This window comes from Pseudoalteromonas sp. T1lg48 (assembly GCF_002964785.1).
In the GTDB taxonomy this organism is placed as follows: Bacteria; Pseudomonadota; Gammaproteobacteria; order Enterobacterales; family Alteromonadaceae; genus Pseudoalteromonas.
On record NZ_PQCC01000003.1, the window covers coordinates 121735 to 135247 of the forward strand.

General features: G+C 49.6%; 10 protein-coding genes. 1 reads left to right on the forward strand and 9 read right to left on the reverse strand.

The genetic code is table 11. The annotated features are described in order from the left end of the window. The first annotated feature begins 137 nt into the window (after positions 1-137). Positions 138-1430, forward strand: coding sequence for a LysM peptidoglycan-binding domain-containing protein (locus C2M29_RS05115; protein WP_233998359.1), 1293 nt, complete (start codon positions 138-140; stop codon positions 1428-1430). Positions 1431-1498: 68 nt separating this feature from the next. On the opposite strand, the gene creD is transcribed toward C2M29_RS05115, so the two are convergent. From creD to C2M29_RS16825, 9 genes are all read right to left on the reverse strand, one after another. Further along, positions 1499-2797, reverse strand: coding sequence for a cell envelope integrity protein CreD (gene creD, locus C2M29_RS05120; protein ID WP_105188727.1), 1299 nt, complete (start codon positions 2795-2797; stop codon positions 1499-1501). Positions 2798-2873: 76 nt separating this feature from the next. Next, positions 2874-4352, reverse strand: a complete 1479-nt coding sequence (gene creC, locus C2M29_RS05125; RefSeq protein WP_199774858.1) for a two-component system sensor histidine kinase CreC — start codon at positions 4350-4352, stop codon at positions 2874-2876. Further along, positions 4339-5010: a response regulator gene (locus C2M29_RS05130; RefSeq protein WP_105188788.1), complete on the reverse strand. Its 672-nt coding sequence runs from the start codon at positions 5008-5010 to the stop codon at positions 4339-4341. Before C2M29_RS05130 ends, creC begins: the two co-directional genes overlap by 14 nt. Before the next feature lie 67 nt (positions 5011-5077). Beyond that, a complete protein-coding gene (locus tag C2M29_RS05135) occupies positions 5078-6277 on the reverse strand; it encodes an ATP-binding protein (RefSeq protein WP_105188728.1) in 1200 nt (399 codons plus the stop codon). A gap of 5 nt (positions 6278-6282) precedes the next feature. Continuing rightward, entirely contained in the window at positions 6283-6999 is a 717-nt protein-coding gene (locus C2M29_RS05140; protein WP_105188729.1) for a response regulator transcription factor, read from the reverse strand. Continuing rightward, positions 6999-7391: a DUF3019 domain-containing protein gene (locus C2M29_RS05145; protein ID WP_105188730.1), complete on the reverse strand. Its 393-nt coding sequence runs from the start codon at positions 7389-7391 to the stop codon at positions 6999-7001. The genes C2M29_RS05140 and C2M29_RS05145 overlap by 1 nt, the downstream gene beginning before the upstream one ends. After that, positions 7391-8218, reverse strand: a complete 828-nt coding sequence (locus tag C2M29_RS05150; protein WP_158684647.1) for a MipA/OmpV family protein — start codon at positions 8216-8218, stop codon at positions 7391-7393. Before C2M29_RS05150 ends, C2M29_RS05145 begins: the two co-directional genes overlap by 1 nt. 245 nt (positions 8219-8463) lie before the next feature. Continuing rightward, complete coding sequence (locus tag C2M29_RS16555; RefSeq protein WP_158684648.1) at positions 8464-9261, reverse strand: Ig-like domain-containing protein; 798 nt, start codon at positions 9259-9261, stop codon at positions 8464-8466. A gap of 17 nt (positions 9262-9278) precedes the next feature. Continuing rightward, complete coding sequence (locus tag C2M29_RS16825; RefSeq protein WP_158684649.1) at positions 9279-13484, reverse strand: S8 family serine peptidase; 4206 nt, start codon at positions 13482-13484, stop codon at positions 9279-9281. Positions 13485-13513 lie beyond the last annotated feature (29 nt).

Sequence of the window (13513 nt, forward strand, 5' to 3'; positions counted from 1 at the left end):
TGTGGCTCAGTCACTTAAGCTGGCGCTCAGATTTAGCTCACTTTGTGTTCAGGCTAACCGATTAAGCTCACACCCTTTCGCTATGACCACCCAAATAGCGCACATGTAACTTTTTATCTAAATAACACTGAATTTTTATGTATCGAATTTTATTTATTTCTTTTTTCCTGGTGTTGGCGGGCTGTCAAAATACGCCGCCGGTTGCCGACCAGGAGCAACAGCAGGATATGGCGCCGGGCGAGGACAGCGCGGCCAACAATACCAACCACACCAGCGACACGCAGGAAGACCAGCAGGCCAAGGTTGAAACCAAGCTCACACCACAACAGGTTGATGATGTATGGCAACGTATTCGCATGCAACTGCGCTTTGCCGACTCTAATCACCCTGCGGTGCAGCGACGTATTGATTGGTATCTGGCACACCCTAACTACATGGAAGAGATCAGTCGCCGTGCCGAGCCCTACCTGTACCACATAGTCACCGAAGTGGAAAAGCGCGACTTGCCCATTGAGTTGGCGCTGATGCCGCTGATAGAAAGTGACTTTGATGCCAGTGCCTACTCCCATAAGCATGCCTCGGGACTGTGGCAGCTCACCCCATCTCTGGCCAAGTATTTTGGTGTAAAAATAAGCCCCTGGTATGACGGTCGTCAGGATGTGATCGACAGCACCCAGGCGGCACTGGACTTTATCGAATATCTGCACAAACGCTTTGACGGCGACTGGTATCACACCATTGCCGCCTATAACGTCGGTGAAGGCCGTGTATTAAAAGCCATTGAAAACAATAAAAAGGCCGGTAAAAGCACCGACTTTTTCGCCCTTAAGCTGCCTAAACAAACTCGCCACTATGTCCCAAAACTGCTGGCGGCGGTACAACTGCTTAAGCACCAGAAGATGGAATTTCCGGTAATCAATAACCAGCCAAGCATTACCACCTTGCCGCTATCCGGTGCCGTGGTGCTGGCCGATAAGAGCAAATGGGGTAAGCTGGAGCAGCTCAACCATGGAGTGATCCGCTTTCCAGCCATCATAGATGCCCCACATATTGTTGTCCCGGTAGAGAAAAAACAGCAATGGCAAACACTCATCGCCGACCAACAAAGCGGTGATTACAGCCAATGGCAGCATTACACCATAGCCCGGGGAGATAGCCTGAGCGTGATTGCCGCACGTTATGCGCTCACGGTACAGCAACTGAAGACCTTTAATAACCTTAAATCGGACCGCATCCGCATTGGCGACAAACTTATTTTGCCGGTGCTCGCGGATGAGCAAATCGAATACAAGGTGGCTCGTGGCGATAGCCTGTGGAAAATAGCCCGCCGTTATCAGGTGAGCGTGGCCAAGCTCAAGCAGTGGAACAACCTTTCTAAAGATACCCTGCGTATTGGCGAAACCCTGACGCTGTTTTTATCACGCAGCTAACCCCTTAGAAGTAAGGCCGCTAAATAGCGGCCTTATTGTTTTCAGACTCCACAGGGGTAAGCCCTGTTTCATTCACTTTCATTATTGCCATACCAGTTAAACTTGCGGGTCAGCATCATGATCAAGCTCAGTACAGCAAATACCAGGGTTGCACCCATTAACAAGGCGTAATCTTCCGCCGCCAACAGGCTGAATAAGACCCCGTAAAGCAACGCAATGCCAGCAAAGAATACCACCCCCTGGCGCGAGCTGTGCAGCATGCCAGCCACATAAATGCTTAACAGAAAGCCAGAAGCCAAAGCCGAAAACATATAAGCCAGATTAAAACCAAAATGCTCGCTGAGCGATACCAGCAACAAATAAAACACCGCGATGGCGAGGCCAACAAAGCCGTATTGCACCGGATGAATCGCGTCTTTTCGAAGGATCTCCAGTAAAAAGAAGCTTGAGAACACCAGTACCAACACCAAGAGTGCATAATTGGTAGCGCGGTGGCTTTTCAGATAGTGATCGACGCCATCCACCAGATTTACACCCAGACTGCGCTCGCGCAAATTACTGCAATCGCCATTGCTGCGCACACAGTTACCAAACAACTCCTGCATATTGGTGGCGAAGAAGTTAGTTTGCCAAATGGCGGTAAACTGTTCATTATCTATGCTTGACGAAGTTGGCAAGTAGTCACCAACAAAGCTTGGGTGAGGCCAATCGGCGCTCATGGAAACATGGGTTTCTTCCCCCACGGGAGCTATGGCGAAACGCTTCATGCCTTGGAGATTGAGGTTGATCTGCACCGCTACGCTGTCCTGAGCCAACAGGCCTTGTAAGTCCAAAGCCGCATGCACGCCATCGGCCAGTTGCTTTATCTGACTACCGGGCTGGAATGCCAATGGCTTACCGGCCATTTTCACCGCGCTGCCAACGCCGATACCGCGAATATCCTGAACCACCATCACCAGATTGAACTTGGTAATATTTTTATCGGCATAGTCTTTGAGTTTGCGCGTGTTGAAGGTGGCTGAAATATCGTTTTTCGAGCGGTACAGATTGGCCTTATAGATGCCGCGAAACTTCTCGAACGTGCTTAACTGGGCCTGCCATTTTAGCTCGCTCGGCAACAGTACCTGCTTGTGTAACACGGAATAGCTTTGCCCTTGCTCGTTATGCTTGGTTTCCACATATTCCAAATACAAAAATGGTCCGATGATGCTCTGCTCGCCGCTGCTGCTGCGGGCAATTTCCTGCTGTACTTGCAGGTGACGCTCGGATCGCTCGAAGATCAGCCCCTTAATCAACATGATGGGCACCAAAATCAGCAGAATAAGGCCGGCGATAATGAGTAATTTATTACCTAGTTTTTGTCTCATTTAATAAACTCCATGTGATGAATAGCCTTAGCTTATTCAGCCAAATTGGAGTTTAGGTGCGGTTAATGTGGAGATTTTATGGAGTTGTAAATACCAGGGTGACGCGCACTCCACCTGGCACATTGGCTATCAACAACTCCCCCTGGTGCAGTTGCATAATCTGCTCAACAAAGGTTAAGCCCAAGCCGGTGCTTTTTTGGCCATTGGCGCGCGGCAGCGAATAAAAACGTTCGCATACCTTACCGAGGGCGTAGTCCGGTATGGCCGGGCCTTGGTTAACTACCTGTATCAGGGTGCGATGACACTCAAGATGTACCGAAATATTCACCTCGCCGCCTTCCATCACAAAATCGAGGGCATTTTCCAACAAATTGTAGAGCGCCTGTTGCACCAAGAATGCATCGCCAAGCAGGCTGTACCCAGGGTCACATTGAAGCTGCATCTGCACCTTTTTTTGGGTAATGGGAGCCAACAGGGAGTCACATACCCGGGCGATCAAGGGGGCGAGAACAATCACTTCTTTATTTTGCAATTGTGGCTGCTTTTCAAGTCGCGTCAGGGCCAAAAGATTGTCGATAAGATGCTGCATGCGGGCGCTTTCTTTTTCAATATTATTGGCAAAGAGCCGCTGTTTTTGCTCCGTCAGGGGCGTTTGCAACAACTCGCTCGCTCCTTTAATGGCACTCAGTGGACTTTTCAGCTCATGAGTCAGGGTTTGCACATATTGCTCCACATAGTTTTTACCATCCAGCTTAGCGCGCATGGCTGCCAGGGCATCGCTCAGTTGCCCATATTCATAAAAGATGCGAAACACCGGCTGCTTGGCCTTTTCGCCGCGGCCCATTTTGGCGGCGTAGTCTGCCAGTTTGTCCAGCGCCGTGTTGATGCGCCAGGCGATCAGCGCCCCGAGTAACAAGGCCACCACACTCATTACCACCAGCCAGGTAAGCACTCGATATTTGGCCTTATCAATAAAGGGTTGTACCGAACGATTGGCCTTGGCCACGGTGACACTGCCAATGATCTCGCCAGCCACCCGAATGGGTGCCGCCACATGCATTACGGTTGAATCCGGGTCGTCGCTCAATTGAGCACTGGAGCGGGCACCATACTGGCCGCGCAGGGTCAGGTACACATCATTCCAGCGAGAAAAATCTGATCCCACATCCCGTTGCCATGAATCAACCAGGACGATACCGTCGGCATCGGTAATATAGATCCGGTGGTTAATACTGCTTTTGTCCACGCCCCAAATCGCCGCATTCGGGTCGCGTTTACCGAAGTGAGTCAACAGCTCGGCAAATTCACTGCGCGCTAAGGTGCCCTGTTGCAGGTGTGGCGCCGCCAAGGTTGCCAGCAGGTTGGCCATATCCACCAGGGTTTCTTCGCTCACCTGTCGCACCGTGGGCTTAATCTCGCGCATCACCGTTGAGCTGACCACATAGGTGGTTAACACCACCACGACCACGTACAGCAAAAACAACCGTAAGCCAAGGGGAATACGGGGCCATTGAAACAGCTTATCAACCCAGGAAGGATGGCTACTTGGGCTCATAGAAATACCCGAAACCGCGCTTGGTGTGGATCACCTCTGCCAGATCATGACACTTCAGCTTTTGGCGTATGGCCTTGATATGGGAATCGATATTGCGGGCGTAGTGAGAGGCATTAGCCATTTCCGCGGCACTCATCAGTTGTTCGCGGCTAAAAACCCGGTGCGGCTGGCTATGGAGCTTATGTAACAGCTTATATTCCAGCGCCGTTAACTGCAGTGCCTGAGCGCCGACATAAAAATCATATTGGCGGGCATGGAGCCCGGTGCAGACCTGTGCCGCAGACTCTGGGGCTTCAACCTTGGTCATGCGCAGCTTAATGCGGGCCAGTACTTCCCTGGGGCTAAAGGGCTTGGTCACATAGTCATCGGCACCGATCTCAAGACCCACCACCCTGTCGATTTCATCGCTACGGGCGGTTAAAAAGATAATAGGCACAGTGGAGAAGGTGCGTATCTGTTTGCAAAGCTCGAAGCCATTGCCATCGGGGAGACCTACATCGAGCAGCACCAGGGCCGCAGGCTCATCTTGAATAGCGGTTAATCCCTGGGCGGCGGTGGCACACCAGGAAGCGGCTAATCCGGCTTGTTCAATCACATGTACCAGGGTATCGGCTATGGCCGGTTCATCCTCAATGACTACAATTCGCTGGCTTGTCATGCTGCTGTCCATCTGTCCCTTTTTTATTGTTCCGGCCTATAGTTACAGGACAATACCGGTTTATCAACTAAAACACGATCCGCACGCAGGCACCCTTTAAGGTCGCGCTTTGCTCCAGTTGAATATCGGCGTCATTCCACAGACACAACTTGCTGACGATGGATAGGCCTAGGCCCACGCCGGTGTGCTCGCGCTGGGCAACTTGGTGATTTTTAACAAAGGCCTGGAGTAGTCTGGGACTGAGCAGCTCATTAAAGCCGGGGCCATCATCGGCCACGGTGAGCTCAATACCATGGGGATGAGCACGCAGACTGATATGAATCTGGGTGTGGGCAAAGCGTACGGCGTTGCTCATTAAATTGGTGAGAATACGCAGGAAACTGCGCCTATCCACCTCTATCACCTCGCAGTGACAGTCTATGTGTATGCTCAAATCGCTATAGATGCGAAATTTATCGCAGCCCTGCTCTAACAACTCCCGGGCATTATGGGCGACCGGGCGGATCACCGGCTTGCACTGATTAAGCTCGGCATAGGTTAGAAACTCCTCCACCAACATTTCCAGTTCGGTCAGATCTTGCAGCACGCTATTACAGTCGACGGCATCGCTTGGCTGGTGAGCAGCCATTTCTAGGGCAAACTTAGCTCGGCTGATGGGCGTGAAAAAGTCGTGGGATACGGCATTGATCAACTGGCGCTGATAATCGCTTTGATTTTTCAATTCTTCGGCCATCTCATCGAAGGCATCGCCGATGCGTTTAATCGCACTTAAACGCCCCAGTCGGGCCTCGGCGCTAAAGTTACCTACAGAAATTTTTTTACTGGCTTGGCGTAACTGGTTGAGATCGCGAAACAGTGGCCAACACACCAGCAGCACGGCTATTGCAACACTGGTGTAAAACAGCATGCCGATCAGCATCTGTTGAGAATCGCGTTGCGGCCGTGGCAAGGGGCCGAGCATCAAGATCCGTTGTTGGCTACCATCGAGGTAGTAAAAAAGTAACTGACTATCTTGATCCAGCATAGGCACAACGGCACCACTGCGCAATTGCTCGTCTATATGGGGGTCAAAGTGAATATCGCTCAGGGCTATTGCGGTGAGCAGGTGGCTGGTCTGTGGATTAGGCGTTTGCAGCATGCCCCGAGCCAGGGCAAGCTCGGCGTCACTGGCAATGGCGGTGTCGCCGAGATGGCTGTTAATCAGCCAGGCACTTATACCTAAGCACAGTACCAGGGTTGAAAAAAGGTAACCATAAACCTTGAGCACTTAGCTCACTTCCACGCATCCGGTGAAAGGATATAACCCTTACCCCATACGGTGATAATGCGACTTGGATGCTCATCGGCATCGCCCAGCTTTTTGCGTAAACGGCTGACACGACCATCTATGGTGCGGTTCTGACCGTCGTACTTACGGCCGATAGCGGCCTCGAATAAATGCTCGCGGCTCACCACCTGACCAACGTTAAAGGCGAGTTTTTCCAACAAATCGAACTCACCCGTGGTGAGCTCCAGGCGGTCGCCATTTAAGCTCGCCTGACGCTGATAACGATTGATCACCAGGTTGCCTATGGTCAGGGTTTGCGACTGGGCGGCGTTCTTGGCACAGTATTTTAGTTCATTGCGACGCAAGCAGTGATTAATACGCGCCAGCAAAATAGAGGGAGAAATGGGCTTTGTAAGGTAGTCCTCGGCGCCAAGTTCCAGGGCATGGATGTGATCCACATGACTTTGTCGCGCGGTGAGAAATATAACCGGCACCGAATACTGGCGCTGCAGCTCTTCAAAAACTTTAAAGCCGTCGTTCTCCGGCAAACCGATATCGAGTAACACCAGATCATAACGCCGCTTCATCATCTCAAATGCAGCAATATGCGGTGAACTGATATGGGTCACGGCAAAACCATTAGAAATTAGAAAGGTAGAGATCAGCTCGGCCAATTTCAGGTCGTCTTCGACATAAAGAATAGATTTTTGTTGTTCACTCATTAAAAAATACTCCAAGCTACCTTGCGACGCTTTTGATTTAGAAAGTGGCGTCGAACGTCGATCATCACCTGCGCAACTCGCTGTTTATCTTGCTTACGCACTAGATAAATCATCACATCGGAAGCAGATTCCAATGACAATTTATAGTGCTGTGCACGATTGGGGACGTCACAAATTAGTTCTGGCTCACGGGCTTCAACCTGTAAGCAATAGGTCGTGGTGGGCTCTCCTTGCCAACTTAATAAAAGGTTTATCTGGCAACTGGGCTGGGTGGTCACACAGGTTTCTGGCTTGGCCTTAATGTAGTTTTTTTCAAGCGCGCTGGCGTTGCCGCTGTGTATCAGCAACAGGAGTAAGGGGATGATAAACTGCATAGCCACACGTTGACTCATTAGAAACTCCACGCCACCCCGGCGTAGTACGAAAGCAAATGCTGCTTCGATACTAGCGGACTGTCGGCGATTTCACTGTCGAGCACCTGCCACTTGAGATCGGAAATAAACCGCCAATCTTCGTCTATTTGATATTGGTAGGTTAGCTGTAGGCCTTTATTGAAAGCATGCTGTGGCTGATACAGTGAAAATCCAGCGGCAATTTCCTGGCGGTGACTACCATAATAGTATTTGGTTACCTCATTACTTTGGTATTGGATCTCCGCCGCAGCAACGAGTAAATGCTTGTCCCACCGCTGATAACGGGAAAGCACCAGCGCACCTTCTTGACCATGATGATAGTTGGTAACTTCTGTAAAGTAGCTGGCACTAAGACGCCATTGCTGCCAATCAAACAGGTACTGGGCCCCGGCCAAAAAAGACAACTCCCGATCGGGTATTTTGGTGATATTCCCAACTCTTTTCGACACTTTAGGTTGTTGTTGTGACTCTTGCTGGGCACTGGGCGGGCGCGGCGCCCCTGGCATCACACTGGATGTCAACGAAGCAACAGCCGAACTCACCGCTAGATTGTCGATAAAATACAAACCATCACGATTCATTTTAGTGACGAAGGACAGCTGGTGGTTGTCATTACTCAAAGGGGTCCAAGAAAGTTCAAAATTGCTAAAGGCAAAGTCGCCATAAAACACTTCGACCTTGGGGATCAAATAAAGGGGAATATCATCAGATTTGTAAACAGGATTATCGATTTGACCATAACCGGCGCTCAGCCCAAACTGCCATCCTGATTGCGCGGTGTAGATTGTCTCTTCACTCGCACTCACAGCGCTACTCAATAGCGCAATAACCAGCAACAGCCCTGCCTTATACACCTTGCTACCAACTCTCGTTAATGAATAACACTGCTTAAATCGAGGTAGAAGGATCGCTTGAGGGGGGGTCTCAGTCAACGCAAATAGTGTACACTTTTGTAACAATTTAGAAACTCTATTAATAATTAAAAAATGTTTTTGCGTAAGAAAAAAGCCAATTGTTTCCAATTGGCTTTACTTACTAGGGTCTATGAAAGTTAACCGTTACGAGCTCTGCGAAGAAGCGCTAGCGGCATGAATAGTAGTAACATCCAAGCCATTGAACCGCCTGATGATTTTGCTTTCACTGTGTCTTCGGGTGTTACTTGTACTGGATAGGTGCAACTATCATCATCAGTGTTAGCCGATGCATCGTAGTTAGTTGCGGCTGGGTCAGTACAACCTAACACTTCAACTGGCTCTGGATATGTACAGCTACCGTCATCAGTATTAGCTAACACATCAAAGTTAGTTGCTTCGGGGTCTGTACAACCTAGCTCTTCGCCATCAGATTCAACCATCAGCATAAAGGTTTGCGAGGCCATATCGGTACCGTTAACACTGTCCTTAACCATCACGGTAATGTGCGTTTCACCGTGGAAGTTTGCATCCGGCGTTAAGGTCACGGTTGAACCAGACTCATGGCCACTCACTTCGGCGGCCACGTTGTCACCGGTTACCACGATTTCATTACTCACACCGTTTTTGTCTGCGTAGATAACATCGAAGCTAATAGACTCATTCTCAGCAACAGAAAGGTCTTTTAGGTCAACCAAGGTAATATTACCCATCACATCAAGCTCTACACTCAAACGCTCTGTGTCTGAACCTTCAAGGCCATTATTCAAGTACAAGGTGTGTACCTGGTTAGCCGCTTTTTCAGAAACATAGGCATCAAAGCTTACACTGAATTTAGAGATTTCAGGGCCTGTGTAGTCCATACAAACCACTAAGCCGTCATGCACAACTTCGTCGATATTGTTATAGGCAAAGCCGTCACCCAAGTTGATATCCATAGGCATGTCGCCATCTACTAGGATACGACCATCGGCGGCTTAAAGCCGATAGAACCTTGATTATCAACTAGGTTAACGTTGTCGTAAGCAAACATTAGCTCGTACTCACCCGGCTCATAGTTGATGCCCATACGCATGAACATTTCAAAGTCGACACTCTGGCCGTCCGAGTAAGCGCGCTCAACGTTATCCCACTCAAGTACTAACCACTCACGGGAGTAAGTAAAGGTTGGGGTGATACCTGCATTTGGATCACCAGGAACACGTGAACTTGCATCGATACGTTGTGGAATGGTGTTATCACCCACCCAGAAAGGTGCAATGATGTAAGGTGGCGGAGGCGGCATGCTCGCTGCACGCGGAAATTCAACGTGGAATGGCGTGGTACGGCCTTGGTCACCAAAGGTCACTAGACCCGCTGGGTTTAGCTTGATTGAGTCAAAGTGATACTTGTTAAAGAATGGGAATGACACATCCATATCGGTTTGCATCAATTCTTTAAAGGAGTACTTGTACTCGTTGTAGTAACGACCTTCAACACCCTCAAGGGTACGCCAACCTAAGTCACGTAAGTTCAGGTAATCCGGGTAAGGTGAGTTACCCGCTAACAGCGAACATTTTTGATCGGTTACATTGGTCGTCATGATGTAGTTGCGAACCACGTCTTTCGTCGTTTCTTGTACGCCCACCAATGACAACACATTGTCTGCGACTTCAGGAGCAACCGGTGTCGATGCGGTTGTTACTAAGCTGTCTGCAATGATCTGGATACCCTCAGGGAAGTCCGTAGTCAGGGCAAAGTTACGCGCCTGTGCTTCATTGTTCGCAATTACATCAACGGTGAAGTTAACAAGATCGCCCGGGCTTGCCTGGTGCTTGTCTGCAGTGAAGGTCACGTCATCATCAATTTGCGAGATAAGTACCGGCACATAACCCAAGTTGCCAGCGTCTTGCGGATTTGAACCCAGGTCGAAACCACCAAAGTAGATATCGCCGATTTCCATTTCCGGAAGGTTATAAGCCAGGTTTACATTGTATTGCTCGTAGCCAGAAATTTGCTGCTCGGCACTGACAATTAAACCACCGTTGTCTTCACTGACAACACCGGTTGCAATGGTCACATCGCGACCTTCATCCACTTCGCCATACTGGATATAAGCGGTGCTCATAAACACGGTGAAGTAGTCGCCCGCATTCGGCTCAACGATATTACAGAAGTTATTGATGCTGTAGTTGGTCGACATACACAGCACTTCGTCCATGCTGGCCATGCCATCACCGTTAGCGTCTTGACCCGTGAACAGAATCACACGCTCTACCGGCTCAGCACCCACTACACTTGCGCTAAACATCTTGCTGCCTTCTGGCACTTGTGTCCACTCAACGTGGTTGATGTTAACCATTTCCCCTTCTTCTTCATGAAGATCAAACGGGTCGCCTGCGGTTGGATCAGAGAAGAGTTTAACTGTCTTCGCATCACCTTTAACCATGCCGTAACTACGTGCGGTGAAGTCAGTTACTTCCGCAGTGTTAAAAGGACCCACTTCAATTTCAGCTGAAGTACGGTGTGCGTCTACTTTGACATAATCAGGTAAACCGCGATCACCGGTGAATGTCCATACCGGGAGCTCTAGCACTGGCGACGCACTGTTGCTTGATACCAGGGTTACTTGGCCTTGGTTACCACTCAAGTCGATATAGCTTGCTGCACTTGAATTTGGCTTGCTGGTGGCGGTAATAACGATTTGCTGCGTTTCGCCCGCCTTGATATCAAATTGTGCAGGCTCGGCTTTTAATTCGAACGCACCAATCCATTCCTCTGTGTGTACAGTCCAGCTTGCGTCTTCTGTTGCGGTGAACTCACGTACAAATGTACAGGTTGTTGGACATGTATTATCAACAGCGTACGCCGTATTCATATCCTCAGGACGGCCACCCATTGCCGGATTCGCATCTGCCATGTCAGCAATTTCTTGATGCAGTGTTAGACCGGCTTTGTCAGCCAGCTCCACACGCATACGACCTGCGCCCATGTCCTGCAAGCTAGACTTGATGCCATCATCTTTATAGTTGCTTAGGAAGCGAGCATTAGTTAGATCGTTACCCGCAGTAAGCATCAAGGCTGATTGCACTTGAGATACCGTCCACTCTGGGTGAGATTGTTGTAGCAATGCAGCAGCACCTGCTACGTGTGGGCTCGCCATTGAGGTACCCGACATGGTTTGCCAATCTGCAGTACGAGGGTTGTTTGTGAATGGCTGGTCATCCGAGCTCGGCGCATAAATATCAACACCTGGCGCGGCGATATCCACCAGCATGGTATCAATACCAAAATAAGATGGGCCGCGACCAGAGAAGTAGGCAACACGCTCTTTGTCTACTGGCACAATTTCACTTTGAGCGCTGGTAACCGTACCCATGTGACCCGAGCCTGAGTCCATCCAATTAAGCAGCTCGGTACCATCCGCATTGGTAATATGGATTGCCGGTAGTGGGTGCGGAAGCACTGGAATAGATGCGCTATCCTGGAAGCTAAAGCGGTTGTAGATGATCACCCCTTCCGCGCCACCAGCAGCCACATTTAAGGCTTTATTATAAAGTGGGCGTGAGCTACGACGACATACGACGATAACATCTTGAGCACTTTCGTCGATATCAAGGGTCTCTGGATCATCGGCCAAATCGAAGGTACCAGCGGGAAATTCGCTGTCGCAGTCTGCGATATTCCAGGTTGTTGTGCCCGGATTTTCAAAATCTTCGGCTTTTACAATAAGTCCGGTTACTTCTTCAAAGGTTGATGAGTAACCTTTAATAGGTCCAGGTGCGGCCGTGTCACCACCGCTGAAGTTTTCAATTGATTTAACACCATAATCCACGGTAGAAGACGGTGAATGGGCTGCAACCGTGGTTACCCAAGGTGAAGAATGGTCGGCGGTGGTTAATTGAGGGCCCGAGTTACCCGCGGCAACGGCAACGAATACACCCGCATTTGCAGCATTGAAAAATGCTTGTTCAATTGGGTCAAGCCATGGATCTTCTTCAAGACCACCCAGTGATGCGTTCAAGACATCAACATTATCGATAATCGACTGTTCAATCGCTGCAAGGATAGTCGTGGTAGGACAGCCGGCATAGGGATCACCGCCCCCACCTGGCCAACATACCTGGTAAGAAATGATATTCGCATGCGGTGCCATACCCGATACTTCTTCAAAAACCAGATCCGTTTCCACACCCGTTGATTGCGCCGCTGCGTCCGCTAGCTTAAATGGTACATCATAAAGAACGTTACCCGCTGCGGTACCCGCTACGTGTGAACCATGGCTGTTATAGTCTTCACCATACGCCGGACGTGACTCTGCAAACACGGGGTCACTGTAGGTATTAGTGATTTCAGGGTAAGAGTAAATACCAATTAACTTGTTATTACACTTGTCTGAGAATTCAGCGGTCGCACAGTCACCTAAAAACTCGGTGCCGAAAGGGTTAATATGCTCGTAACCGTCACCACCCACTGCTGCAAACGATGGATGATCGCTGTTGATACCAGTATCAATCACACCCACCACCATGCCTTCACCCTTGTTGCTACCGCCACCAAAAGCGTTAGCCCACAGTTGCTTAGCACCCGTTTGCTCTATGGTGTTGAAGGTTGAAAGTTCATACACTTTTGAGCGAGTAATGCGCTTTACACCCGGCACTTTTGCCAAGCGCATCGCGTCATCTTGCGTCATGGTCGTGGTGAAGGCGTTAATAGCCACAGAGTAGGCGCGTTCGACATTCAGGTTCAGGCCTTGCAAAGCGCTGGCTTGAGCAATGAAGTTCTGGCGCTGAGTGTTCAAGTACTTGTTGTAACCTGAAAGTTCCTGAGTATTTAGGTTCAGGGGCTTACCTTGTTGCGAGCGCGCAGAAGCAACAACTGACTTTGTTTCGGCCAAACCACTAATTTGACCCTCATAAGCCGATAGCGGCGCATCCTCTAACTCAACGATATAGGTGTGCTCACCATGCACGCCTTCTTCCGCTCGGAAGATCTTTCCCTGTTTCTTTACTGTTTGAGCAACGTCGCCCGACCAATGAATTTCTTCGATCATAGGTTTTGGCGCGTAGTCTGATGATGGTGCAACCCACTGCTCGGCAGAAACATTCACGGCACTGGCCGCAGAACCGCCGATATACAAGGCTGAAGCCACCATAAAGGAGACTTTCTTCAAGTTAAACATACTTAACCTTCGGTGTTATTTATTTTTTG

Bases quoted from the DNA above. Each gene is read 5' to 3' on its own strand.
- C2M29_RS05140 (WP_105188729.1), bottom strand. From the start codon at position 6,999: ATGAGTGAACAACAAAAATCTATTCTTTATGTCGAAGACGACCTGAAA.
- C2M29_RS16825 (WP_158684649.1), bottom strand. From the start codon at position 13,484: ATGTTTAACTTGAAGAAAGTCTCCTTTATGGTGGCTTCAGCCTTGTAT.
- C2M29_RS05115 (WP_233998359.1), top strand. From the start codon at position 138: ATGTATCGAATTTTATTTATTTCTTTTTTCCTGGTGTTGGCGGGCTGT.
- creD (WP_105188727.1), bottom strand. From the start codon at position 2,797: ATGAGACAAAAACTAGGTAATAAATTACTCATTATCGCCGGCCTTATT.
- C2M29_RS05145 (WP_105188730.1), bottom strand. From the start codon at position 7,391: ATGAGTCAACGTGTGGCTATGCAGTTTATCATCCCCTTACTCCTGTTG.
- C2M29_RS05130 (WP_105188788.1), bottom strand. From the start codon at position 5,010: ATGACAAGCCAGCGAATTGTAGTCATTGAGGATGAACCGGCCATAGCC.
- C2M29_RS16555 (WP_158684648.1), bottom strand. From the start codon at position 9,261: ATGGATATCAACTTGGGTGACGGCTTTGCCTATAACAATATCGACGAA.
- creC (WP_199774858.1), bottom strand. From the start codon at position 4,352: ATGAGCCCAAGTAGCCATCCTTCCTGGGTTGATAAGCTGTTTCAATGG.